General features: G+C 37.1%; 24 protein-coding genes and 1 riboswitch. Of the genes, 15 read left to right on the plus strand and 9 right to left on the minus strand.

From position 1 onward, the window contains the following. Window positions 1-11: 11 nt before the first annotated feature. Window positions 12-1,589: an ATP-binding protein gene (locus MKY07_RS03890; protein ID WP_339263896.1), complete on the minus strand. Its 1,578-nt coding sequence runs from the start codon at window positions 1,587-1,589 to the stop codon at window positions 12-14. Between the two features lie 353 nt (window positions 1,590-1,942). On the opposite strand from MKY07_RS03890, the gene MKY07_RS03895 reads away from it, so the two are divergent. The 3 genes from MKY07_RS03895 (at window position 1,943) to MKY07_RS03905 (ending at window position 5,687) form a co-directional block, all read left to right on the plus strand. Continuing rightward, a complete protein-coding gene (locus MKY07_RS03895; RefSeq protein ID WP_339263897.1) occupies window positions 1,943-3,412 on the plus strand; it encodes a UDP-N-acetylmuramoyl-L-alanyl-D-glutamate--2,6-diaminopimelate ligase in 1,470 nt (489 codons plus the stop codon). 76 nt (window positions 3,413-3,488) lie between these two features. Next, window positions 3,489-4,049 (plus strand): VanZ family protein, encoded by a 561-nt coding sequence (locus tag MKY07_RS03900; RefSeq protein ID WP_041865785.1) that lies wholly within the window; start codon window positions 3,489-3,491, stop codon window positions 4,047-4,049. Window positions 4,050-4,115: 66 nt separating this feature from the next. Beyond that, on the plus strand, window positions 4,116-5,687 hold the full coding sequence (locus MKY07_RS03905) for a peptide chain release factor 3 (RefSeq protein WP_008403528.1): 1,572 nt from the start codon (window positions 4,116-4,118) through the stop codon (window positions 5,685-5,687). A gap of 634 nt (window positions 5,688-6,321) precedes the next feature. On the opposite strand, the gene MKY07_RS03910 is transcribed toward MKY07_RS03905, so the two are convergent. Beyond that, complete coding sequence (locus tag MKY07_RS03910) at window positions 6,322-7,086, minus strand: NRDE family protein (protein WP_339263899.1); 765 nt, start codon at window positions 7,084-7,086, stop codon at window positions 6,322-6,324. A gap of 202 nt (window positions 7,087-7,288) precedes the next feature. On the opposite strand from MKY07_RS03910, the gene MKY07_RS03915 reads away from it, so the two are divergent. The 5 genes from MKY07_RS03915 (at window position 7,289) to MKY07_RS03935 (ending at window position 15,510) form a co-directional block, all read left to right on the plus strand. Beyond that, window positions 7,289-10,336: an efflux RND transporter permease subunit gene (locus MKY07_RS03915; RefSeq protein ID WP_339263900.1), complete on the plus strand. Its 3,048-nt coding sequence runs from the start codon at window positions 7,289-7,291 to the stop codon at window positions 10,334-10,336. Between the two features lie 385 nt (window positions 10,337-10,721). Then, a complete protein-coding gene (locus tag MKY07_RS03920) occupies window positions 10,722-11,486 on the plus strand; it encodes a TerC family protein (RefSeq protein ID WP_014824588.1) in 765 nt (254 codons plus the stop codon). Window positions 11,487-11,590: 104 nt separating this feature from the next. Beyond that, window positions 11,591-12,940: a TrkH family potassium uptake protein gene (locus MKY07_RS03925; RefSeq protein ID WP_008403524.1), complete on the plus strand. Its 1,350-nt coding sequence runs from the start codon at window positions 11,591-11,593 to the stop codon at window positions 12,938-12,940. Between the two features lie 225 nt (window positions 12,941-13,165). Further along, window positions 13,166-13,306: riboswitch (cyclic di-AMP (ydaO/yuaA leader) on the plus strand. A gap of 186 nt (window positions 13,307-13,492) precedes the next feature. Next, a complete protein-coding gene (locus MKY07_RS03930; RefSeq protein ID WP_014824587.1) occupies window positions 13,493-14,830 on the plus strand; it encodes a TrkH family potassium uptake protein in 1,338 nt (445 codons plus the stop codon). 23 nt (window positions 14,831-14,853) lie between these two features. Then, a complete protein-coding gene (locus tag MKY07_RS03935) occupies window positions 14,854-15,510 on the plus strand; it encodes a TrkA family potassium uptake protein (RefSeq protein WP_014824586.1) in 657 nt (218 codons plus the stop codon). A 323-nt stretch (window positions 15,511-15,833) separates the two neighbouring features. Here MKY07_RS03935 and MKY07_RS03940 read toward each other — a convergent pair whose 3' ends face one another. From MKY07_RS03940 to MKY07_RS03950, 3 genes are all read right to left on the minus strand, one after another. Beyond that, a complete protein-coding gene (locus MKY07_RS03940) occupies window positions 15,834-16,256 on the minus strand; it encodes a ferritin-like domain-containing protein (protein WP_339263901.1) in 423 nt (140 codons plus the stop codon). A 116-nt stretch (window positions 16,257-16,372) separates the two neighbouring features. Beyond that, on the minus strand, window positions 16,373-16,630 hold the full coding sequence (locus tag MKY07_RS03945) for a hypothetical protein (protein WP_008403520.1): 258 nt from the start codon (window positions 16,628-16,630) through the stop codon (window positions 16,373-16,375). A gap of 206 nt (window positions 16,631-16,836) precedes the next feature. Beyond that, window positions 16,837-17,124 (minus strand): transposase, encoded by a 288-nt coding sequence (locus MKY07_RS03950; protein ID WP_339263902.1) that lies wholly within the window; start codon window positions 17,122-17,124, stop codon window positions 16,837-16,839. Window positions 17,125-17,249: 125 nt separating this feature from the next. On the opposite strand from MKY07_RS03950, the gene MKY07_RS03955 reads away from it, so the two are divergent. Further along, window positions 17,250-17,417 carry a hypothetical protein gene (locus MKY07_RS03955; protein ID WP_008403517.1) on the plus strand — a complete coding sequence of 56 codons (168 nt, stop codon included), beginning with the start codon at window positions 17,250-17,252 and terminating at the stop codon, window positions 17,415-17,417. 59 nt (window positions 17,418-17,476) lie between these two features. Here the strand turns inward: MKY07_RS03955 and MKY07_RS03960 are convergent, their stop codons facing one another. Further along, entirely contained in the window at window positions 17,477-19,210 is a 1,734-nt protein-coding gene (locus MKY07_RS03960; RefSeq protein WP_339263904.1) for a B12-binding domain-containing radical SAM protein, read from the minus strand. A gap of 165 nt (window positions 19,211-19,375) precedes the next feature. Between MKY07_RS03960 and MKY07_RS03965 the strand changes: the two genes are divergently transcribed. Next, window positions 19,376-20,836 carry an ATP-binding protein gene (locus tag MKY07_RS03965; protein WP_065216495.1) on the plus strand — a complete coding sequence of 487 codons (1,461 nt, stop codon included), beginning with the start codon at window positions 19,376-19,378 and terminating at the stop codon, window positions 20,834-20,836. Window positions 20,837-21,144: 308 nt separating this feature from the next. Continuing rightward, on the plus strand, window positions 21,145-21,591 hold the full coding sequence (locus MKY07_RS03970; RefSeq protein ID WP_014824582.1) for a MarR family transcriptional regulator: 447 nt from the start codon (window positions 21,145-21,147) through the stop codon (window positions 21,589-21,591). Between the two features lie 44 nt (window positions 21,592-21,635). Here the strand turns inward: MKY07_RS03970 and MKY07_RS03975 are convergent, their stop codons facing one another. The 3 genes from MKY07_RS03975 to MKY07_RS03985 all read right to left on the minus strand — a co-directional run bounded on the left by MKY07_RS03975 (window position 21,636) and on the right by MKY07_RS03985 (window position 23,310). Beyond that, window positions 21,636-22,364: a hypothetical protein gene (locus MKY07_RS03975; RefSeq protein ID WP_014824581.1), complete on the minus strand. Its 729-nt coding sequence runs from the start codon at window positions 22,362-22,364 to the stop codon at window positions 21,636-21,638. A 63-nt stretch (window positions 22,365-22,427) separates the two neighbouring features. After that, window positions 22,428-23,039, minus strand: a complete 612-nt coding sequence (locus MKY07_RS03980) for a type II CAAX endopeptidase family protein (RefSeq protein ID WP_008403510.1) — start codon at window positions 23,037-23,039, stop codon at window positions 22,428-22,430. Window positions 23,040-23,124: 85 nt separating this feature from the next. Next, the gene (locus MKY07_RS03985; protein WP_008403508.1) at window positions 23,125-23,310 is read right to left on the minus strand and encodes a DUF2187 family protein; all 186 of its coding nucleotides are present in this window, start codon (window positions 23,308-23,310) and stop codon (window positions 23,125-23,127) included. A gap of 184 nt (window positions 23,311-23,494) precedes the next feature. On the opposite strand from MKY07_RS03985, the gene MKY07_RS03990 reads away from it, so the two are divergent. The 4 genes from MKY07_RS03990 (at window position 23,495) to MKY07_RS04005 (ending at window position 26,171) form a co-directional block, all read left to right on the plus strand. Beyond that, window positions 23,495-23,683, plus strand: a complete 189-nt coding sequence (locus MKY07_RS03990; RefSeq protein ID WP_008403507.1) for a hypothetical protein — start codon at window positions 23,495-23,497, stop codon at window positions 23,681-23,683. Window positions 23,684-23,773: 90 nt separating this feature from the next. After that, window positions 23,774-23,959 carry an aspartyl-phosphate phosphatase Spo0E family protein gene (locus tag MKY07_RS03995; protein ID WP_008403505.1) on the plus strand — a complete coding sequence of 62 codons (186 nt, stop codon included), beginning with the start codon at window positions 23,774-23,776 and terminating at the stop codon, window positions 23,957-23,959. 346 nt (window positions 23,960-24,305) lie between these two features. Continuing rightward, window positions 24,306-25,172: an NAD(P)-dependent oxidoreductase gene (locus MKY07_RS04000; protein ID WP_008403504.1), complete on the plus strand. Its 867-nt coding sequence runs from the start codon at window positions 24,306-24,308 to the stop codon at window positions 25,170-25,172. A gap of 93 nt (window positions 25,173-25,265) precedes the next feature. Continuing rightward, window positions 25,266-26,171: a chemotaxis protein gene (locus MKY07_RS04005; protein WP_339263910.1), complete on the plus strand. Its 906-nt coding sequence runs from the start codon at window positions 25,266-25,268 to the stop codon at window positions 26,169-26,171. The last annotated feature ends 115 nt before the right edge of the window (window positions 26,172-26,286 follow it).

The following is a 26,286-nucleotide window of genomic DNA, read 5'->3' on the forward strand; positions in this document are numbered from 1 at the left end:
GCCTTCTTCTATTATTCTGTCATTATCGGGAATGTTAATAAGATTTCAGTACCGACATGCTGCTTGCTTTTAATTTGGATGGATCCTTGATGATCTTGCACAATTTTATTGATAATCATCATGCCGAGCCCGGTCCCTTTTGTTTTCGTCGTATAGAAAGGTTCAAATATCCGCTCCAGTACATGTGGCGGAATACCGCATCCCGTATCAATCATCTGGATATAGATTTCCTTCCCATCCTTACTTTTGCATACTTGCAATGTAATTGAACCGTCTTCATTAATTGCTTCAATTGCATTTTTAAATAAATTGATGAAAACTTGCTTCAGTTGATTTTTGTTACCTAAAATTGTAATGTTCAAAAATTCATTAATAATATTCAAGGAAATCGCTTTTGACTGGAACTCATATTGAAGAAACTGGACGACTTCCGATAATGCTTCCGCCAAATTAATCGGAGCATACTGATTTGCTTGAGGTTTAGATAATACAAGAAACTCTGATAAAATTAATTCGATACGCTCTGTTTCATTTTGAATAAGCTTTGTATACTCATAGTAAGGTGAGTTTGGATCTTCATTCATCATTTGTACATAGCCGGAAATGACCGTCATCGGATTGCGGATTTCATGGGCTACACCCGCAGCAAGCTCTCCAACAAGCTTTAGTTTTTCCGACTGCAATATTAGATTTTCATTTTCTTTAATATAGGAAATGTCCCGTGAAATTACGGACGATCCGATAATTTCGCCATGCGGGCTCAAAATAGGCGATAACGAAAGTTGGGCATCAAAAAATGTGCCGTCTTTTCTCATATCGATCGTTTCATGAAGATGATATTTCTTTCCAAGCTTTAAATCTTCTATTCTTTTTTTTGACTCTTCCACTCTTTCCGGGGGAATGAGCGGTAAAATACGCCCTAATGCTTCCTCTTTGGACCAACCATACAATTTTTCGAATGCAGGATTGACCGCAATGACACGGTCCTCCAAATCAAATACAGCAATTGCATCATTAGCCTGCTCGAAAAACAAATGTAAATATGCATGCTTGGAATTCAAATAGTACTCCCGGTCAATTGCATTTTTTTCTAACTTTAACCAAATCTGTTTTATAAAAAGACTTTGACCAATACTCATGATGATAACGGTAATTAAAAAACTGAAAAGTAAAAGGTGATCTTCTGATTTAAAGCTATGGTAGGGAATCATTGATAATTTATCTAAAATAAAAATTTCAATAAATACAAGGCAAATATTGATTAAAGTAATAATATATGAACGGTAAATGGTTAAAATCGCTATAAGCCATATAAAAGTATAAAACGAAATAATATTTACATTTTGATAATTAAAAAGGAATACGATTAAATGCCATGTACAAATCAAAATAATTTGAAGCATTTTTGGAGGCGTTTTTAAATAATACAAAGCAATGAATATAAAGAAACTTCCAATATTAATGACTAAAAATGAATAAGGATGCTTGAACAGCTGTGTAACAATGACAGTAGTAAAAATAAGCGTTGAGAAAAAATAAGTAATAATCATAAGCAGGTTTCGCTTATTTAAAATTTCATGTTGCTGCATAAAACACCTCGGATAAGTAATATTAACTATAATGATACAGTAATTCATGATGTCGATAAATGGCGAATTTTGATATGATAGATATATCGTATAAATAAAAAAATAAGTAAACAAAAGTGGAGTCTTATCTTAATATAATTTTAGTTCATTTCTTGTATATTGATTTAATATTGAGAAAAATGAACTTATGTATTATATGTCCAAAGTCCTTATTTTGCAAACAAGTTTATTTTATACGGAAACATTACAGTTAATGAAAAGCGTGGAAATTTTAATCTATGCACAGTATGATGATTAGTACATAGAAGGAAATTATCATTCGCAATTATATTGCAAGTGTGGGGGAAAGAATTATGTATGCAGAAGAACTTTTAAGTACACTGATGCAAAAAAAAGTTGTAGGTCAACTACCGAAATTGATTACCGATATTGCGATTGACTCGCGCAGTGTACAGCCAAACAGTTTATTTATTTGTATAAAAGGTTTTACGGTGGATGGGCATGATTATGCTCAAAAGGCAGTTGATGCAGGTGCAACTGTAATCGTTACAGAACGTCTTTTACAGTTAGATGGGGAAATTGCACAAGTAATCGTAAAAAATACAACACGTACACTTGGCATTTTAGCGGCAAAGTTTTTTGATTATCCATCAAAGGATATTATGATGATCGGGGTAACAGGTACAAACGGCAAAACAAGTGTATCTGGAATTATCCACAATATATTAATCGGGCTTGGCGAAAAATCGGCATTGTCCGGAACAATCGGTTTTAATTTAAATGGTGTGTTATACGAGTCGGCAAATACAACAAGTGATTCATTGAATACACAACAGATGATTTTCCGTGCGAAAAGCGAAGGCTGCCGTGCAATGGTGATGGAAGTGTCATCACACGGGTTAGCGTTAGGCCGTTTAGCAGGTGTCGACTATGATGTGGCGGTATTTACGAATTTAACACATGATCATTTAGATTTCCATGGCACAATGGAAAACTATGGTAATACGAAAGGTTTACTGTTTTCTCAACTTGGACAAGACTTGGAAAAGAACAAGCATGTCGTTTTAAATGCGGATGATCCTTGGTCTGAGCGCTATGCGGGAATGACACCATATCCAATTTGGACTTACGGATTGCATAATAATGCAATTTTCCGGGCAGTAAACTGCAATTATGATAATGGAATGACGCAATTTGATATGGAAACGCCGGAGGGTACATTCCCCGTATCAATGCATTTACTTGGTGAATTTAATATTTACAACGTCCTTGCAGCAACAGCCGTATTCTATGCACGCGGTTTCCCGATTGAAGTCATTATTGAACAAATTGAAATGCTGCCACCGGTGAAAGGTCGTATGGAGAAAGTAGATTCGGATTTACCGATTCAAATATTCATCGACTATGCACATACACCGGATGCTATCGAAAAAGCGATCAATGCGGCAATGCCCTATAAAAAACCGGAAAATAAACTGATTTTCCTTGTTGGAACAGGTGGCGGTCGCGATAAAACGAAACGCCCGACGATGGCAGAGAAAGCATCTGTTGCCGATTATGTTATCTTGACGACAGATGATCCTCGCTATGAAGAGTTCGACAGTATTACGGGTGATTTGGCAAAAGGCATGAAACATAAAAATTATGCGTGTATCGGTGACCGTGCAGAAGCGGTTAGACATGCGGTAAGCGTTGCAAATCCTGGCGATATTATTATTTTCGCAGGTAAAGGTCATGAGGATTACCAAATTATCGAAAATACGAAATACCCGCATAGTGATGCGAAAATTGCGATTGAAGCTGGAAAGTTAAAATTTGTATAGATTATGCTATAATTTTTTCAAATCCACCGTGTTAACGTAATAGCGTTAACGGTGGATTTTTTTGGAGGTGACAAAAATGATCCATTCATTTTTACTTAGTATGATTGCTTATTGCACTGTGAGCTTCCCGATTTATTGCATATTGCGAATGTTTTATATGAAGAATAAAACAAGTAGTGCAAGGCGCGAGTTGGTGATGCTCCTATTCTTCTTTTACAGTATCAGTATTTTTTCACAAACGATTATCCCAAGCTTCCAAATCTCAAATGGACAGATCATTTTTGATACTTCCAGCGCATATGTGCGCAGTAATTTCACCCCATTACAAACAATTATGCTGTATTATGATCAATTGAATGGACCATTGGCAAATATCGCATTTTATAATTTGGCAGGCAATATTGTCCTGTTTATTCCTTTTGGCTTCTTTATTCCGCTGTTATGGAAAAAATTTAGAGGATGGCGCATCATGCATATCGTTGCATTCGCAATTCCCTTATTTATTGAAAGTACCCAATATTTTATTGGTCGTAGTATAGATGTCGATGATGTATTATTAAATGCAATTGCCATCGTGATAGGATTTGTGCTCTTCAAAATATTCCGGAGATTACGTAAAATGAGCGCGCCAAAGTAAAAAAGGTTGTAACAACTGACTGTTGTCTTTTAAAATAAGAAAGTATGAAAAAAGGAGACGAAATTAATGACTTTAGAACAAGATATATTAGCGCGTCGTACATTCGCCATCATCAGTCACCCGGATGCCGGTAAAACGACGATTACAGAAAAGCTACTATTATTCGGTGGTGCGATTCGTGACGCAGGAACAGTAAAAGGTAAAAAATCAGGAAAGTTTGCAACATCTGATTGGATGGAAATCGAGAAACAACGTGGGATTTCGGTTACATCTTCTGTAATGCAGTTCGATTATTCAGATTGCCGTGTAAACATTCTGGATACACCTGGACACCAAGACTTCTCGGAAGATACGTACCGTACGTTAATGGCTGTAGACTCGGCTGTCATGGTAGTCGATGCAGCTAAAGGGATCGAGGCACAAACATTAAAGCTATTCAAAGTTTGTAAAATGCGCGGTATTCCTATTTTTACGTTTATCAACAAATTGGACCGTCAAGGGAAAGAGCCATTAGAGCTTATCGAAGAATTAGAAGAAGTGCTTGGCATTAACGCGTACCCAATGAACTGGCCAATTGGTATGGGGAAAGAATTCCTTGGAATTTACGACCGTTACAACAAACGTATCGAACAGTTCCGTGTAGAAGAAGGTGACCGCTACTTACCACTTGATGAAGACGGGCATTTAGCCATTGACAACGATATGAAAAAAACATCGTACTATTCACAAGCTATCGATGATATCGAACTTTTAAATGAAGCTGGTAATGCGTATTCAGAGGATAAAATTGCCCGTGGTGAATTGACACCTGTATTTTTCGGTTCTGCATTAACGAACTTCGGTGTTCAGACATTCCTTGATACGTATTTAAAATTTGCACCGATTCCTCAGCCTCGTATTACAGAAGATGAGCAATTTATCGATCCTGTAGAGCATGGCGAGTTTTCTGGCTTCATTTTTAAAATTCAAGCGAATATGAATCCGGCTCACCGTGATCGTATCGCATTCGTGCGTATCGTATCGGGTAAATTTGAGCGCGGTATGAATATGACACTTTCACGTACAGGTAAATCTTTCAAAGTAACACAGTCAACACAGTTCCTTGCAGATGATCGTGAAACAGTAAATGAAGCGGTTGCAGGTGACATTATCGGTCTTTATGATACAGGGACGTATCAAATTGGGGATACAGTAGTCGGCGGTAAGAAAACATTTAACTTTGAAAAACTACCTCAATTCACACCTGAAATTTTCATGAAAGTTTCGGCGAAAAACGTAATGAAAGGGAAGCAATTCCAAAAAGGTGTGCTTCAATTAGTACAAGAAGGTGCAATTCAGTATTTCAAAACAATGCATACTGAAGAAGTAATCCTTGGTGCGGTTGGTCAATTACAGTTTGAAGTATTCCAGCACCGAATGATTAACGAATACAACGTGGAAGTAATTATGCAGCCGATTGGCAGTAAGATTGCACGTTGGATTGAAAATGAAGAAGATGTGAAAGATTCAATGCACTCTCAACGTTCAATGCTTGTAAAAGACCGTTTCGATAATAAAGTATTCTTATTCGAAAATGAATTTGCAATGCGTTGGTTCTCAGAGAAGAACGAAAACATTCAGTTATACAGCTTGTTATAATTTGATATTAAAAGCCCCGGTAATTTTCTGCGAAGGAAAATTGCCGGTTTTTTTGTGTTTGGAGCTATGCTTTGGGATATGGGGATGGATGAGCTGAGTTGGGCTGGGCGTGATGTTTATTAGAAGTTTAGAGCTGAAATGTAGAACGGTGGACGGGGGAAGTAGAACATTTCCGGGAGAAAGTAGAACGATTTATTGGGAAAGTGGAAAGAAAGCGGGAGAAAGGAGAACCCGGAAAATAATTAGAAGTTTCGGGTTGAAATGTAGAAATTAGAACGCGAAAAGTAGAATATTTCCGGGAGAAAGTAGAACAAATCACCCGGAATGTAGAACAAAAGCGCGAGAAAGTAGAACCCGGAAATTAATTAGAACTTTTGTGCTAAAATGTAGAAATTAGAACGAGAAAAGTAGAATATTTCCTTGAGAAAGTAGAACAAATCACCCGGAATGTAGAACAAAAGCGGGAGAAAAGTAGAACCCGGGAAATTAATTAGAACTTTCCAGCTGAAAAGTAGAAATTAGAACGGGAAAAGTAGAACATTTCCGGGAGTAAGTAGAAAGAATCACCCGGAATGTTGAAAGAAAGCGCAAGAAAGTAGAACTTATCGCCATCCCCAAACTCCTCTCCATATGCTCATTCCTCCGAATCAATATGGTAAGACCGGTCAAATTTATAATCACCGTTCTCATATGTCCGTTCAAGAAAATCGATCTTCCCATTATTGTGATAAACAATGGCTGTCGAGCAGCGAGTACCATAATTAGGAATTTTAACAAATTGAGCGGATAAGGACCTTTCTAGATGGATACCTACACCAGTATTTGGCAATACTTCATCTTGTGCGATTTCATCATTTGCCAATAACGGTATTAAACTGTTTACTTCAATTTTGTCTTTATCGGTTGTTTTCTCCAATATGTGCTTTGCGGCTTCTACTTTTGGCCATGGTGTATTGAAAGTAGCGTTACTTACACCGTGAATGCCGCTTTCTACAATGCGGTGTTCATCGTAAATATTATTGTAATGATGCATGTCTTCGCCGTCGAAAAGCAGGACATTAAAGCCGCCGTACAAATCTCTTTTTGAACGAAGAGACTGAATAAATGAGTCTGTCGATTCCGTTGAAGTTAAAAACAGCCGTACAATTTCGCCGCGTGACAATTGGCCGGTTTCAGGAAGGCGCGGGTCACGGTAATTTGTAATTGCAGCAAAACGACCACTTTTCGACAGCCCCATCCAGCTTCCTTGCTGACGTAAATCCCGTCCGGCTAATATGTCAGATTCATCTTCCCAAAAATGGGCGGCGGCTGTCGGACGGTCATAAAATTCGTCACGATTTGCAACAATGATGAGCGGATATGCTGGATGAACTTTATAAGAAAATGCAATTAAACACATAGATGGACCCCGTTTCTTGAATAGCAGGCAAGAAAAATTCACTGGAATTCACTAGATCAAGTGCTTAACTCCTGCCTACCTTGTATGATTTTTTGTAACATTTTGCTGTAGTAACATAGTTTCTGTCAAATATTAAAGGGAAATAGATAGCTCTACACGAATTTTAATTAATATGAAGATAAATTGAAAGGACTTTCCACCGATGAATATAAGTAAGTTTTCTATAAAACGCCCGGTTTTTACAATTGTTTCAATGATTTTTGTATTAATACTCGGCGCAGTTTCATTATTTAAAATTCCAGTTACGTTAATACCTGATTTAAATCCGCCGATTGGAGTTGTTGTGACAAGCTATCCGGGTGCAAGTCCGATTGAAGTAAACGAAAAAGTGACAAAGCCGCTTGAAGCTTCGCTGGCGACATTGCCGGGGATTAAACGAGTGCAGTCGACATCGCTGGAAAGCTCGAACCTGATTATTTTGGAATTTGATTGGTCAACAAGTATGGATGATGTGCAAACCGACATATTACAGCGAATTGATCTTGTTCCACTTCCTGAAGATGCGGGGAAACCAAGCTTTTTGAAATTTGATCCTTCGCAATTTCCGGTCATCCAAATGGCGCTCGCAGCAGAAAATGAAGAAGTCGATATCCGTCAAATCGCTGAATCACTTGAACAGGAATTGCAGCGGACTGAAGGGGTGGCAAGTGTAACCGTTTCAGGTGAAATTGTAGAAGAAGTACAGATTGAGCTTGATGCCCGGAAGCTTGAGCAGAATAATTTGACGCAAAATGATGTGATGCAAATTATCCAGGCAAGCAATATTTCGATGCCGGGAGCTGAGCTAAGTACAAATGAGAATCAGCTGTTAACGACTCGAGTAGTCAGTTTATTTACAAGTCCGGAAGAAATAGCGAATGTTGCGCTTTCGGTCAACCCATTAACAGGTGAAGCAATAAAAGTTAAGGATATAGCGACTGTAGAACGCAAAGAACAGGAAACGAACACAATTACTCGAGCAAATGACCAACAGGCTGTCCTCATTTCGGTTTTGCAGGAGTCCGGGGCAAATACTGCAAATGTTTCCGGAACTTTTCAGAAGGAACTTGGTCAATTATTGGATGAGCCCCAGTATGATGGGGTTGAAGCAACAATTTTATTTGACCAGGGGGATTATGTTCGCTTAGCAATCGGTAATATTAGCTCCTCGCTTATTTTTGGCGGGCTATTTGCGATGCTTGTGCTTTTCGTCTTTTTATCCGGAATAAAAAGTCCGCTTATTATTGGCATCGCGATTCCGTATTCGGTCATCGTAACCTTTGTACTTATGTTTTTTGCGGACTTTTCTTTGAATATTATGACACTTGGTGCCCTTGCCCTTGGAATCGGGATGCTAGTGGATAATGCCATTGTTGTTATAGAAAATATTGAGCGGCATTTAGAGCTTGGTGAGAATCCGAAAGAAGCGGCAGCCAATGGAACGAAGGAAGTAGCTTTAGCCATTACCGCTTCTACTGTCACGACGATTGCGGTTTTCGTGCCGGTCATTTTTATAAGTGGGTTAATTGGTCAAATTTTTGTGGAATTCGCGTTAACGATTTCATTTAGCTTAATTGCCTCACTATTTGTGGCACTGACGGTTGTACCGATGCTGGCAAGCCGCTTCTTACGTACAAAGCCTTCGAATGTAGTAAAGAAGCGTCAAGATTCATGGCTGTACCGAAATTATACGAAAATACTTAAATGGGGCTTATCGAGACGAGCCCTTATTTTATCAATTACCATCGTCTTAGTCGGTATATCTGGCTTTATGGTATATAAAACAGGTACAGAGTTTTTGCCGCCGACTGATGAAGGATTCGTATCTTTGTCCGTGGAGCTTCCAAACAGTGCAACAGTTGAAAAAACAGAACAAATTGTTTCAGAAATCGAGGAGATGGCAAAGCAATATGAAGAAGTTGATGTAGTGGTCAGTTTAATTGGGGGGAATCAGCAATCTTTATCGCGGGGTACTAGTGAACAAAATGAAGGGGAGATTTCAGTTAAGCTCGTTGAATTATCGGAACGAGATCGCTCCATATTCGAGTTTGTTGAGCTTTTTGAAAAACAAGTGCAACAGCAAATCGGAGAGCGTGCAGAAGTGAATTTCTCGCTTTCATCTTCTTCAGGTTCAACACCGAACTCATTAACATTTCGCGTGACAGACAGCAATGAGTCTCAGCTGAAAGAAACGGTCGCTTCCATCCAGCAACGTATTGCAAAGATTGATTCGGTTACCGAGGTAACGACTGATTTGGATGAAGTTCAAGAGGAAATACAAATTGAAGTAAATCGTGATAATGCACTTCAATATGGGTTAATGCCCGCACAAATTGCTCAAACCGTCAATATGATGACACGAGGTGCATTTACAACACAGATCATTGCCGAAGATGGTGAAGTGCTAGGTGTATATACTGGATTCGGAAAAGCATACCGTGAAGATGTAGAAGCACTTAAAACGATGAAGCTTCGAACAAATGCGGGGGTGTTTGTCGAACTGCAGCAGCTGGCATCGGTTGAAATAAAAGAAACCCAAACGGCTATTCGAAGATCGGATCAGGCATCGGCCGTAGCCGTGTTTGTAAAATACAATACATCGGAGTCCCTTAGCGGCATTTCTAAGAAAGTGGATAATGCGATTGAAGAAGAGGGTATTCCTGCAACATCGAAAGTTGTTTTTGGTGGCGACCGTGAGCTTTTCGACAGTGCAAAACAAGATATGATACTGGCCATTCTGCTGGCTGTTATTCTTATTTATCTAGTAATGGGCGCTCAATTTGAATCCTTTAAGCTACCGTTTGTGATGATGTTCAGTGTTCCGCTTACGGTTATCGGTGTCGCTGTTTCTCTGTTTGTAACTAGTACATTGCTCGGTGTTACAGCCATTATCGGCATCCTTATATTAGTGGGGATTGTTGTAAATAACGGCATTGTTCTTATTGATTATATTAATCAGAAACGACAGCTAGGATTAAATATAACCGAGGCCATTATTACGGGTGCCCAGGATCGAATGAGACCAATTTTGATGACGGCTTTAACGACTATTTTAGGTTTGGTACCATTGGCATTGGGAATTGGTGAAGGTACAGAAATGAATCAGCCAATGGCCATTGTCGTTATTGGAGGGCTGGTTAGTTCAACAGTTTTAACATTATTTATCGTACCGATCATTTACAGCCTGATTGAAAAGGAAGCAAAAGAATAGATTGAAAAACTATTTACCGCACGACAATGTAAAATTTTGATGAATTATAAAAGAATGTTTGATTTTTCGGGACGTTATCGGTAAAATAGCAATATAATTGAATTGAATATCCAATTGACATTTGTCAAAGGGGAGTAGCTATAAGAGATTTAAGTAGCAGCCTGTCATTTTAGATAAGCGCTATTTTTAAATGTACTTACTTCACATTCGTCATTACATGGTTAGGAGCCATCGGGTGTGATAGCATTATGTGCTTAGCAAGACCTTTGCCTATTTACATAGGCAGAGGTCTTTTCTTTTTTGGCCAAAAAGGGTATTTTTTCAAATTCACATTATTAACGCCTAATTTATTGGGTACAAGTAAATAATAAGGAGGAGAAATTTCATGGAAGCAATTTTATTAGAATATGCATGGGTCTTACTTGTATTAGTTTTCCTTGAAGGGCTGTTAGCTGCAGATAATGCAGTTGTAATGGCAGTAATGGTTAAACACTTACCGAAAGAACAACAGAAAAAGGCATTATTTTACGGATTATTCGGTGCGTTCGTATTCCGATTCATCGCGCTGTTCCTAATTACATTCTTAGCGAAATACTGGGAAATTCAGGCGCTTGGTGCGGCTTATCTATTATTCATATCCATAAAACATCTATACGATAATCACTTTAAAAAGCAGGATGAAGATTTGGAATTGAAAGAGAGCAAAGGTTCTGGTTTCTGGATGACCGTATTAAAAGTAGAGCTTGCGGATATTGCGTTTGCAATCGACTCAATGCTTGCAGCCGTAGCTATTGCTATGACATTACCGCACATTAGTGATTACCATATCGGCGGAATTAATGCCGGTCCATTTGCTGTTATGTTCCTTGGTGGCTTTATAGGGCTTGTCATTATGCGTTTTGCGGCCCAAATGTTTGTTAAGCTGTTAAACGACTATCCAACATTGGAAACTGCAGCCTTTTTAATTGTAGGCTGGGTAGGTGTCAAATTGGCGGTATTGGCGTTAGGACATGAGAACTTGGCCATTATCGATCCGCATTTCCCGCATTCGACAACATGGAAAGCCATCTTCTGGGTAGTACTGCTTGGACTTGCAGTAGGCGGCTATTTAGTAAGTGTATACAAAAACAAAAAAGCAAAAGCAGAATAATATATGTTTTAGGAGATACTTCAACTATTAGAAGTATCTTCTTTTCATTTTCCATGATATTCATTATACTAGTAAAAATGTAATCAATTATCGGAGGCCAATCTATGCCTTTTAAAAAATTCGAAAAGCGTAAAATTACGCCTTTCCAAATTTTAATCACTTATTATTCTGTAGCCATTTTAATTTCGTTTTTATTGCTGCGACTTCCGGGAGTCCATTTGGAAGGTGTACACGTATCATTTTTAGACAGTCTATTTACGGCGGTCAGTGCGGTTAGTGTAACGGGTTTAACGACCGTTACTGTTGCAGAAACATACAGTAGCTTTGGGCTTGCCATGATTTTGCTTATTCTGCAATTCGGTGCGATTGGGATTATGTCCATCGGTACGTTTTTATGGCTGCTGTTTGGAAAGAAAATCGGCATGCGTGAACGTCAGCTTATTATGATTGACCATAATCAATATAATTTATCGGGTGTTGTTGCTTTGATTCGTCAAATAGCCAAGCTGCTGTTTATCATTGAATTTACAGGTGCCCTTATATTAACGGTACATTTTAAGCGTTATTTTGCGACATGGGAAGAATCGGCGATTAATGGATTGTTTGCGTCTATTTCTGCGACAACAAATGGAGGCTTTGATATTACGGGAATGAGTTTGCAGCCGTTTCATCACGACTATTTCATACAATTTGTTTGTATGATTTTAATCTTCCTCGGAGCGATCGGTTTTCCCGTATTAATTGAAGTAAAGGCCTACTTAACGAAAAAGGATCCGGCATTTCGCTTTAGCTTATTTACAAAGGTTACGACGTTTACGTATGTTGCCTTATTTGTTTTTGGTTCGGTCGTAATTTTTATTATCGAATCTTTTCAGTCCTTTAAAGGGATGCGATGGCATGAGGCTGCTTTTTCGGCTATGTTCCAATCGATTTCCACGAGGTCGGCTGGTTTAACAACCTATGATGTCACTTCATTCAACGAGGCGACACAGCTCTTTATGAGTGCACTAATGTTTATTGGGGCATCACCAAGCTCTGTCGGTGGGGGAATTCGTACCACGACATTTGCGATCGTTATTTTGTTTTTAATTGCATTCTCCCGCGGGCAGTCGGAAATTCAAATTTTTAACCGGGAGATTCATTTAATCGATGTATACCGTTCGTTTGCGGTGCTTATTTTTGCGATTATTATGGTGCTCGGCGCTGCGATGGTACTGTTTATCACAGAATCTAGCGCCTCTATGATGGAAGTCATATTTGAAATTACATCAGCTTTCGGAACGTGCGGGATGTCGCTCGGCATAACGGGGGACTTAACGGCATTCGGAAAAATGGTCATTATGGTGCTCATGTTTGTAGGGCGAGTAGGGCTCATTTCTTTCCTGTATTCAATCGGAGGATCTGCCAAGAAGAAGAAGTACCATTACCCGAAGGAACGGATCATTATTGGGTAGTTTTTCAAAAGTGTCTTAAAACAAGGCTTTTAAGGGTTTTCGAGGGGGTGAAGTTATTTCACCCCCTTTTAGATCCTCTAAGCTCTAATTTTGGCGAAGTTTATAAATTTATTGAATGATTTATGTTCTTGAGTCGTTTTGACATTACAAATAAACTTATAAATAAATTTTTTTAACCAGTTTACAAGTGTTATGCACAGGAGTAAAATAAGCTCGTAATTAAGAAAACTAACAAAGCCAAATCTCAATCATTGAGAACGGAGGACCCGATCTTTTGGGGTTAATTCTGCATTGCAGAAGGGATGATATATACTCTTTCGCCATCCTAACCCGTCAGCTAACTTCGTCGGCTAATGCGGAGGAGGTCATATAATAGACCGCCTTATTCAAGTATTCCTTTTGTCGTTTACCGCAAAGTTAATGCTTGTTTAAATCGGTCTTTTTGCGTTCATAAAACTTTATTAATTATTTTAGAATAAGAGCTTAGTAGATGCCTAAACTTGGTATAAATTCATGGGTAAATAACTTTTAACTTATTGTTAGGAGGGAGCAATGAAAATTTTCAAAGAGAGCCTTAATCCATCAAAAATACTTGTTATGGGATTTGCCATTTTAATCCTTGTAGGTGCATTTTTGTTGACTTTCCCGGTAGCTACAGCAGATGGTAAAGGACTTCCATTCCTAGATGCGTTATTTACAGCTACTTCTGCTACCTGTGTTACAGGTCTAGTGGTTGTAGATACCGAGGAGGCATTTTCACTGTTTGGTGAATTAGTGATCTTGTCGCTTATTCAAATTGGCGGTTTAGGATTTATGACGTTTGCAACCTTTTTATTTACTCTATTAGGAAAAAAAATCTCTTTAAAAGAAAGAATTTTATTAAAAGAAGCTTTTAATGCTGCTTCGACTCTTGATATCGTCAAAATAGTTAAAAGAATACTAATTTTTACTGTGATAGTAGAGGGTATTGGAGCTATCATATTATCGATCAGATTTTCATTTGATATGACGATTGGCAAAGCAATTTATTTTGGTTTTTTTCATTCAATTTCAATTTTTAATAATGCAGGCTTTGATTTAATGGGGGGATTTAAAAGTCTTACTGAATACGTTGACGATCCATTTGTAGTATTAACTGTTTGCTCTCTGATCGTTATAGGTGGCTTAGGTTTCATTGTCATACATGAATTATATGAATACCCTGTTACACATAAAATTTCATTACATTCAAAAGTTGTATTGTTTACAACACTAATGCTTATCGTTGGAGCATCCATCTTAATTTTCCTGTTTGAATATAGTAATGATAAAACATTGGGACCGTTGTCTTCCACAGGAAAAGCTCTAGGTGCCTTGTTCCATAGTATAACGCCAAGAACGGCGGGAGCAAATACATTACCAATGGCAGATTTGACTCATGCCACGCTATTCTTAACCATTTTCCTAATGTTTATCGGGGGAGGTTCAGGCTCGACTGCTGGAGGTATTAAAGTATCTACTTTTGCAGTTTTAATGGCAACAGCTTTTTCCCAGCTTAAAGGGAGAGAAGATGTGGTTTTATTTAAACGTCGTATTGTTATGCAAAGTATTCTAAAGGCACTTACTGTTGCGATGAGCGGCATCATGATCGTTGTAATCGTCACCTTTTTGCTAAGCATCACAGAACCAGGTCATGACTTTATTCTATATTTATTTGAAGCAACTTCAGCATTTGGTACCGTGGGACTTTCTATGGGATTAACACCAGAGCTATCTCCATTTGGACGCGTTCTAATTATCTTAACAATGTTCGTAGGGAGATTAGGTCCGTTAACACTTGGATTTGCTATTTCCAAACGACGTAAAAAAGAAGCATATCACTATATAAAAGGGAACATAATGATTGGTTAATTAACAAAGGAAAGGGATACAAAATGGCAATAAAACAATATGCTGTGATAGGTTTAGGGAGATTTGGAACGAGTGTTGCTAGAAGACTGCATGAAGCTGGGCAAGAAGTATTAGGAATCGATTTAGTTGAAGAAAAAGTCGAAGCTGCTGAAGGTTACGTAACAGATGCGGTGATTGCTGATTCGACGGAAGAAAAGGCTCTTACTTCATTAGGTATCACAGACTTTGATTGTGTAATTGTAGCGATAGGAAACGATATTCAATCCAGTATTTTAACGGTGGTACTCCTGAAAAATTTAGGAATTCCAAAAATTATTGCTAAGGCACTTGGTAAAAGGCATGGCCAGGTATTAGAGGCGATCGGCGCTGATTGGGTCATTTATCCGGAAAGAGATATGGGGGAACGAGTAGCCAATCAACTCCTCTCACCAAAGTTACTTAACTATATTGAACTCTCGAAAAATTACAATATTGAGGAAATTACAATTCCTTTAAGGATGGCAGGTAAAAATCTAAAAGAACTTGATATTCGTGCTAAATTTAATGTCAGTATTATTGCGATTGTTAGGAATGATGATATCATTGTTTCTCCTTCTCCAGAAGAGTTGCTTCAACCAGAAGATTTACTGGTCACCATAGGGAGTAGAAAAGACCTGGCAAAATTCTCAAGTTTAGAATGAGCTATAAATGATTCCTTTTATTCTCTGTTATTGCACAAACTAAATCACATAAATACGTTAAAACCCATTACCTGTAAAAGTAATGGGTTTTTTTCATACGTAGTATTGTAATAAAACACCATCTCGGAAGTGTTAACCAACGGATTTTTAATCGGATTAGCTATATACGAATTTTACTCTTTATTGGGATCGGTACAAGAATCGGGGAGACCAACTTTTTGAGGATAGAAAGGACGTCAAACCACATGACACCCTAAAATCTCGCCAAAAGGTTAGTTGAGCTGCTGGTATCATGGAAGAATAGGTTGGCTTATTTATATGGCTTAATAATGGGTCATGAAATATAAAAACCAGACTGCGTGATTTTGTTCATCTGATGCATTGGATTGAAATTGATGTGCTATATAGGAATTCCCAGCTTGTCTCGCAGCAAGATGGTAAAATTCAACAGCTTCTTGTTCATCTTTAAATGCACCTAATACACCTTGTTTAAAGTTATTTGGCATTTCTTCTGTAATTTGAGGCGTTGGATAATGGCCGGTAATGGAGAAGTAGGAATTAGAAAAGCCTTGAAAGTGTCTCATTTCATCATTTCGAATTTCAAGAATTCTATTTTGAATTTCTTGAGTTGGTGCGAGTTTAGCTAAGTGCTCATAAAAATGGATTGCCGTGAATTCACCATTGATCGCTTTTGTTAAATTACTAACTAAGTTTGAGGTTGATGAAGGAAAAGCAGAGTTTTGCAAAAATACACTCCTTTTTAACCAATATATTCGATTAAAATTAGAACGAAACTTGTCTTGAAGTTTTAGGCATAAAAATTCGTATTGTATCTACTTGGCTCTAATTAATACAAATAAACTTATTTCATCATTTTTTTAATCTGTTTCAATTCATTAATTAAATAGTCAAGCTGTTTTTGCATGTCTTTTGACTGTGGAGATGAATCGGATTTTTGAGTGCCTTGGTTACTTGAGTTTTCTAATGCCTCCAACGCTAAACCGGCAGCAATCGCAGCTATACCATCACCTAATGTAGCGATGGATGCACCAATAAAAGCAAGCCTGGCAATTTGAATTTCTTGAGAGTCTGGAGACTGTTCTTTTTTATTGGCATTCACTTTTAATATCCTCCTTACTAAAAAAGAATGGCTCTAATTGCATAATATGTATTTTTTGAATATTAGTGAGTTAGAAATAATAATAATGCTTAAATAACATCACTTTCTTACGGAGTAATAATGGTATTTAAAGAAGAACGGGCAATACGTAAAAACGTCCATTTCCTTTTAGAGAATGGGCGTTCTTTAATGTATTTAAAACATAACTATTTTTCATGCAATGTGAGAATCATAAGTCTGTAAATAGTAAATACTCCGATATATGCGCCGGAAATTAAGAAGAGTTCATTTAAAAAAAGACCATGAATTTTTGTCATAAAGACAGCATCGTCAATAATAATCTGATAAATTGAAGTGGATGCAATACTGCCGAAAATGATGACAAAAATAACAGCCAATATATTAAAAATAAAGGCTGACTTGCTGATTATCTTTCTTAGAAGGACCATAATAAGCGGAACAACAATGCTTGAAATAACCAATAAAAATTTCAAAAATAGCACTCCTTTCTATTAATTGAATTATGCCCTCTTTTTTGGGGTATAAAACGAGTATGCCGACTGCAATCAGCAGAATAGATTATAGCTAATTGGTTAATTTATGAATGGAGGTGATCATTATGGAAAAGAAGAAAGGCAATGACCGACAAAATATGAAAGAAGAGGTTGGACCGGAGTTAAACCCGGATGATCTGGATCTTCGCGAAGACAATGATTTAACGGAAGAGCAATATAAAAATGGACCTCAAAAGAAACAATCGGATGGTTCTAAATCAAATAATCGATAAATTTTTCAATTTGAAAAAACGCTGCACACTCTATATTAAGAGTTTGCAGCGTTTTTGAATTAATTGAATGTGTTGAAGTAAGGCTGTTGTCCATTGCGGAAGTATGTGAATAAATAGCCTGTTTTCTTTTCTGGTGCACCGACTTCGTAATTTTCTAAATCGATGTGGAACGGAATAATTAATGAATGCTTAAATAATTCGCGTTCAGTAATTTGCATTGCTTCAAATTCCTCACCTACAAGGGAAGGGCCTTCTTTAATACGCGTATAGACATCTTTCATCTCTTCATCAGAAAGACGGTCATCCCACCAAAGTTTACGCGGCTGGAACTGCTGACCTTGCAGGAAATCGTACTTCATTAAGCTTGTAATCACTTCTAAGTCAGCATGCTCGACCGTTTGAAGGAATTCTAGTAAACGGCGGAATAAATCTTCTAGCTGATGTCCAATACGTGACCAGCCTTTTGTTTCCCAGTATGTGCCGAAACTTTGGAAGAAATCGAATGGCGTTTCAAATACTTTTGTTACTAAATATTCAATCGTATTGTCCATACGATGTGCATTCCAATACTTTTCCAGTACGTCTTCCGCATGTTTAATACGAACAATATCATCGAAAGTTAATACATTATTTGAAAAAATTTCATAAGGCGAAATATCAACATATGTATAGCCGTACTTTTCGGCTTCCAACCGTAAGCCTGTCCCGCGCAGCAGTTTCAGGAAGCCAAGCTGCAGCTCTTCTGGACGCATCGCAAATACATCATTAAATGTTTTGCGGAAAGACGCATAATCCTCTTCAGGCAATCCGGCAATTAAATCCAGGTGCTGGTCAATTTTTCCGCCTTCTTTTACCATTGTGACAGTACGAGTAAGTTTTTCGAAGTTTTGACGACGCTTTACAAGATCGTTTGTTAGGTCATTAGTTGACTGGACACCGATTTCAAAACGGAACAGCCCTTTCGGTGCGTTGTCATTTAAAAATTGAATGACCTCAGGACGCATAATGTCCGCTGTAATTTCAAACTGGAATACGACACCTGGCTGATGTTCATCAATTAAAAATTGGAACATTTCCATCGCATAGCTGCGGCTAATATTAAAGGTACGGTCTACGAATTTAATCGTTTTTGCCCCGTTATTCATTAAGTAACGAATATCTTCTTTAATCTTCTCACGATTGAAATAACGAACCCCGACCTCTATAGAAGATAAGCAGAATTGACAACTGAAAGGACAGCCGCGGCTTGTTTCAATATATTGAATCCGTTTACCTAGATGAGGTAAATCTTCTTCAAATCGGAAAGGGGTAGCAATTTCTCGCAAATCGATTTTCGGTGGCTGTGCATGAATTTTTAATTTTCCTTCTTCTAAATAGCAAATACCCGGCACCTTTTCGAGTGGGATCTCACCATTGAAGTAGCGAAGCATTTCTTTAAATGAAACTTCGCCTTCACCCATAATAATGAAGTCGATTTCTTCATGTTTACGAATCCATTCATGGACATCATAGGAAACTTCCGGACCGCCTAATACAATTTTGACATTAGGCAATACCGTTTTTAGCATACGAATTACCGCAATCGTCTCATTAATATTCCAAATATAACAGCTGAATCCGACAACATCCGGTTTCTTTTGGAAAAGGTCTGATACAATGTTGAAAGCGGGGTCTTTAATAGTATATTCAGCAAGCTCACAGTCGAATTCAGGTAGTGCTGCTGCTTTTAAATAGCGGATCGCTAAATTTGTATGAATATATTTTGCATTGAGTGTACTTAATATAATTTTCATAATTTTATTCTCCTCTTCATAAAGTATATTGTAGCAGTGTAAACAGATACAAACAATATGGGAGAATTTGCCCATTTTATTCCAAATAGTAATGTGAAATAATATACCATAAGTATACAATTCTGAAAATTCTATAATATCTAAAAATGGGGGGTTGTAATTGTAGTGGAAGGTCAATTGAATTTTATGTTAGAAGATCTCTTTCAGCAATCCAATGAACAAATTATTATATTAAACCGCCAAGGTAAGATTGAATTTATGAATAGTAAAGCAGAGGAAATATTACAGTCAACCCATTTACCTAAATGTTTTTGGGAAAGTACGGACAAACTTAGTGGTGAGTGGGAGCGGTTTATCCATTCCGTCAATGAAAAATCACCATCTACTACTACATTTGTATTAATTAATAAATATCATCAGAAAATACCGGTCCAGGTTTGGGGGCATTTTCTTGAACATAAACAACTGATCTTTACTAGAATACAAGTTAACCCATCCAATGTTATTTCATTTGAAGAAAAAAGCAAAACACTTATGTTTCAGAATTTAATTGATGGAATGGCACAAGGGGTAATATTAACAACGTTGAACGGAAAAATATTATCCGGCAATGCAATGGCATTGCATTTACTTGATCGAAAAGCCGCTCAAATAGAAAATAGAAGCTATGATTATCTATTTGAAGATTGCCAGTACGATTCTGAAGTCATCATCCAATATTATAAAAAAATTTCAAATCGGGAAATGGCGAGTATTTTTGTTAAAAGAGAAAACGGAGATGGCACTCCGGTCTATTTAAACTTCATTAGTAAAGTAGATGAAAATTTAGGGATATTAGTAACAACGATTATTGATCAGACGGAAGAGATGATGTTGCTAAAAAGGATTGAGCATCAGCAATCTTTGTCGTTTATTGGTCAAAATATTGCGTCGATTGCCCATGAAATACGCAATCCTATGACATCGATCCAAGGCTTTATTCAGATGATTAAAAGCAGCTTAAATGAGCAGGAATATCCTTACTTCAAAATTCTAGAATCTGAGTTAAAACGTATGGATGATTTGCTTGGAGACCTTCTGAACATTTCAAAACCAAAGAAACAAGTATTTCAAATGCTTGATTTGAAGGATGTTGTAGACCAGTCAATTCAGCGTATGCAGCCTCTCGCAATGAAAACAAATGCAATGATTTTGTTTGAATATGACGAACAAGTAGAATACAGAATTAATGGGGACTATAATCGCCTGATGCAAATGATCATTAACTTGCTGAAAAATGCTATCGAAGCCATGGATACGAATAATTACATTGTTGTACGTTTACTTTACCGCGGCAAAAATACGCTGCAGCTTTCAGTTCAGGATAGTGGAAAAGGGATGAATGCGGTTGATATTGAAAATGCATTAAACCCTTTTTATACAACGAAAGAAACAGGATCTGGACTGGGACTATTGCTTGTACAATCTGTCATTAAAGAACATAATGGGACTCTTCACATTGAAAGTGAGCAAGGTGCAGGATCTAAGTTTTTAATTGATTTTGATTTAAGAAATGAAATTGAATATTTAAATTCTTCTCCTTCTTATTCAATGAGAGTTGCAAGAATGGCGGCAATTTCGAAGTGATTTTGACAAAACTTCCAATCCATCGCTATAATATGTACATCTTCATTTAGCAGATTTAGCAAACACTAGCTGAAATCTTAGCAAATCAGTGTAAGAGCACCGCTTCCATGAAGTAATGAATGAGTACGAATCTCGTGTAAGCCAAGCTTCTTGCAGATGTCACAGATTATTAAAGGGGATTTAAAGAGGAAGTTAGCTTAAAGTGTTCCATTATGGACAACAGAAGTCTGTCCCGTCTTGTGGGCCTCCTTAAATCCTACGCAATTGCGCACAGCGTAATTGATTATTTAAAATAGAGGATGGTTTTTATGGCTTCAGAGGAAGTAAAGCAATCGTTGAAATTATTTATCGTTTTATCAAGAGCACATAAAGCGATAAGTGAAGCTACGAATCAATTTATACAAACAAATGGTTTAAATCCCACAGAATTCGCGGTTTTAGAACTTTTATATCATAAAGGTCGCCAGCCACTGCAGCAAATCGGAAACAAAATTCTGTTAGCAAGCGGATCGATTACTTACGTAGTTGATAAGTTGGAAAAACGGAATTTTTTAGCGCGTGTTTCGTGCCCAACCGATCGTCGTGTCACATATGCGGAAATTACCGATCTAGGTTCCGAATTTATGGACAAGCTGTTTCCTGAGCATGAACAGAAAATTCATGAACTTTTAGGGGCATTATCAGCCGAAGAAAAACAGACAGCAATAGAGTTATTAAAAAAATTAGGATTATCTATTAAAGATTTATCCTATTAATCAAGAAAAGGACGCCCAAAATTTACGGGCGTCCTTTTTGCTCATTATTGAATTGTTAAACCCATTTGTAAAAAGGCATCTGTTAGGTCTGCTTGGACATTATCGTAAATTGTTAACGTAACAAACAGGTTTTCGCGCTCAATTACAACTTTTACAACCTTTTCATCTTCTAATAAAGCTTCATATCCAACAATATTTAAAATTTCTTTACGCTCTGTCAAAGTTGAAGCTAAATCCAGATCTTTCGTGTTTTCAGGAGCAATGGCAGAAATTGTTTCTTTTGCAGATTCTTTTAACTGATCAAAAGTTACATCTTCTTTTTTTACAACTTCAATTTGCATTGACGTTGTTTCATCAGCATTATTTAATAAACTGTCGACACCTGGTTCTTCTGAAGTCAGTGTATAGTTTTCTAAATGTTGAATCGTGTAATTCATTTCATCACTTTTTGAAGTTACTACTTTTTCTTCAAACGGCTGGCCATTTGAAATGTATGTCAATGTAGTAGTATCACTTTTATCTTCTTGTTCAGCTTTTGTTTCTTCTGATGACTCAGTAGTTTCCTCTTGCTGAGCTGAAGAAGATTCATCGGCCTCGCTTGTCTCGCTCGTTTCGTTTGTTTCTTGTTCTTCCTCATTTTGCACTTCTTCTGTTTCAGTAGGCTCTTCTTTTGCTGCATTTGTTGTTGTAGGCTCGTCTGTATCCGTATTACAAGCTGCTAAAAATGCAGATAAAATAACTACGGCCCCGACTTGATAAATTGTTTTCTTCATATGGATCCCCCTTTAACATGTATAGACGAAAATTTAGAAAGATAAGTTTCTGCTTTAATTGTATCAGAATAATGGTAAAACTAAAAATAATAGTAAAACAAAGACAATATGGGTAACGATAATTAACGGTAAACTTTTTTTCCATTCATATAACGCTCCCCAAAGCAAACCAGCGATAATAGCTGCAAGTGCACCTGGCAGGAACCCGCTAATTGCTAGAGACAGTGAAAATAGCATAGAAGTGATTACGACAGCCCAGAAAGGCGTTGTGTATTGTTTTAACTGCTGCTGAACATAGCCTCGCCAAAACATTTCTTCTCCTACAACTACGATAAAAATGAGCATTAAATAATGGAAAATATTTTGTGGGCCATATACATCTAAAAATTTCGATATATCCTTTGATGCGTTTTTATCGAGATAAGGCATTATCATATAACCGAGTTTTACAATTCCATACGTAATTGTCCCGTACCCAATTCCGTATATCAAATATTGCCATGTTGGAATACGGTCTTCAAATTTACCTGCCACTAAGCTGATGGCAATTCCAACTAGTAAGGTAAAGGCATATAAATACCAGAATATCGTCTTTTCATAAAATGTAAAAAACATCATGCTGAAAATAAAAACTAATGCCAGAAGGAGTGTAATGATTTGTTTTTTGTTTTTCAATAGCTTCAACCTCCCCTTACGTATCGTAACAAAAATTACCCTTTTTATCATCATCTCAATGTTAAAAAGGGTAATTTGCATTAAATTATTCGTTATTAGCTAATATTTTATACCGTTTGTGATTAACAACTGTTTTTTCTTCCATTTCTAAATCATGAAAATTATCCATAATCGTTATATCAACGATAACGGAATTCTCATTCACTTTTTCAACGACTCCTTTTAAGCCGTCTTTAAACTCGATTATATTTCCAACTTCCGCAATTTTCATACACAGTCAGTCCCTTCATCGACTACTAATTAACAGTTTGCTTGAAATTATACTACAAAATTCAATTAGTTTGAATAATTTTATTAATTTACTAGGACATATTTGGAATATATTTAATTTTCCTTTTCAATTAATAGTCTGATATATTGGATTTATACATATAAAAATGGAAAGAGGGTACCATATGACAGACTATAAAACAGTTCTCGATCAATTACGCAATGGCGAATTACAATCTGTGATTATAAAGAAGGAGGAATTTCTTCAGTTTCGTGAACACCTTATTAAGGATGAACAATTTAAAAACTTCCGTGGTGAGGCAAAACAAGGTGGGGATGTAGTGTATACATTTTCAGAAAATTCAAGAGCGTAATTATTGTCGAATTTTGAATGATGAAATTTTTGTAAGAAGATTACAAAATGGGTATAATAATGGTAAATGGCTAAAAAAGGAGGAAACAGTTTGGGTAGACCTATCTCGAATGAGGCACTACTATTGGAAATTGAAGAAAAGCGCAAACAAATGATTCAATCAGGTTTAGAAAATGGTTTACGAAGTGCTAAAACGATACAGCTAAGCGTCCAAGTAGACAATCTAATGAATGCTTTTAATCAATCGAGAAGTGCACATCTGTTATTTAAACATTAAATTGAAAATAATTATATATTTTATGTTTAAAACAGTGATGAGAAGGGAAGAGTAATTTTGAACACAGCAACATTCTCATTTCCCCCTTTAGAGTAGAAGCGGACCAACGCTACTGCTCTCTTTTTTTATATATGCAGGAAATTTTAATTTATTCATACATTTTCTTAAATCCAACTAATAAAATATATCATGAGAAGATCTTTCTTTAAGAGGCCACTCCTATGGGATAAGCATATTGGAAACTATCCTAGTGTGGATGTTATTTTTAGAATTATTAAAAAACACTGACATTGAAGTTCTCCCTGAGTTTGTTAAAATAAAAAGAAAATACTAAAGGGGCATACATATGGAATCAAAAAAAATAGGGTTTATCGGTACTGGTGTAATGGGGGCAAGCATTGTTATGCATTTGCTGAATGCCGGACATGATGTAACAATTTATACAAGAACTAAAAGCAAAGCGGCAGATCTTATTTCTGCAGGCGCGAAATGGGCGGAAACACCAGCAGAAGCAAGTAAAGAGCAGGAGATTATCTTTACAATGGTTGGCTACCCAAAAGATGTTGAAGAAGTTTACATTGGTGAGAAAGGTATTTTTTCTGCTGCGAAAGAAGGTGCAATTGTCATCGATATGACGACATCTGAACCGACGCTTGCGAAAAAGCTTTATCATGAAGCAAGGGAACGTGGTTTGCATAGTCTTGATGCACCAGTATCTGGAGGAGACATTGGTGCAAAAAATGGTACATTATCGCTTATGATTGGCGGCGACAAAGATGTATTTGAAAAACTGTATCCTATTTTCGAACTGTTTGGACAAAACATTGTTTACCAAGGTGTTGCGGGCAGTGGGCAACATACGAAAATGTGCAATCAGATTGCGATCGCATCCGGCATGATCGGTGTTTGCGAATCGATGGCTTATGGTTTAAAAGCTGGGTTGACGATGGAGGAAGTTCTTCGTTCGATTACAGCAGGGGCAGCAGGGTCCTGGTCGCTATCCAATCTTGCTCCACGTATGTTGAAGGGGAATCTGGAGCCTGGCTTTTACATTAAACATATTATTAAAGATATAAAGATTGCGCTTGATGAAGCAGAGCGTATGAATCTCCAATTGCCAGGCTTAACTTTAGCGAAATCTATGTACGATCAGTTACTTGCAGAAGGCTATGGGGACAATGGGACACAAGCATTAATCAAGTATTACGAGTAAGTACAAAGGGCACAATAATAGATAGTAGTTAAATAGTTCTTATGATACAATGGGATTATTGTAAGCGTGGCAGTTTGGAAGGAGAGACAAGTAGTGGAAAATCAGAAAGGGATTTTACTAGAAAGTGGAACAAATGAGCTTGAGATTGTTGAATTTGAGGTTGCGAATAATAAGTTCGGTATAAATGTAATTAAAGTAAAAGAGATTATTCAGCCAATACCAGTGACATTTATTCCACATGTACATCCACATGTTGAAGGTATTATTCAATTACGTGGGGAAGTATTGCCGGTTGTAGATATGTTAAAAGTATTAGGGATCCCTACAGAAAATCGAAACCCACAGCAAAAATACATCGTGGCAGAATTTAATAAGCAACGTGTTGTATTCCATGTGGATAATGTTACACAAATTCACCGTATTTCCTGGGATCAGATTGAAAAACCTTCAGATATGTATCAAGGCGGATCATCTCAGGTGATTGGCGTCATCAAGTCTCAAGATGAAATGATTCTACTACTGGACTTTGAACGAATCATGGTTGACATTAATCCTGAATCCAGCATAAGTGTGGACGATGTTAAAAAGCTTGGCAAGCGTGAACGTACCGAAAAAAAAGTAATTATTGCGGAAGATTCGCCATTATTGCGCAAATTGTTATTCGATACGATGAATGAAGCAGGCTATGCAAATACGGAGTTTTTTGAAAACGGCCGTGATGCATACGATTATCTGGAAACGCTGGCTAAAGCAGATAAACAGATCGAAAACCATGTACAGCTCGTGATTACAGATATTGAAATGCCCCAAATGGACGGTCATCACTTAACTAAGAAAATTAAATCACATCCTGATCTTAAAAAACTTCCGGTTATTATTTTCTCTAGTCTAATTACCGATGATTTACGTCATAAAGGTGAGCAGGTAGGAGCGGAAGAGCAAATTTCGAAACCTGAAATTGCGGAATTAATTTTACAGATGGATAAGTTGATTCTGTAAAAAAACTTATCTAATAATTGATGCATCGTTTTAAATTGTATAGAATAATGGGAAAGTCGGATACTTGAAAAAGTAATTCCGGCTTTTTTTGTAAACTGAAAATGAAATGATGTAT

Origin of the sequence: Solibacillus sp. FSL W7-1472 (genome assembly GCF_037969775.1) — a bacterium.
Classification (GTDB): Bacteria; Bacillota; Bacilli; order Bacillales_A; family Planococcaceae; genus Solibacillus; species Solibacillus silvestris.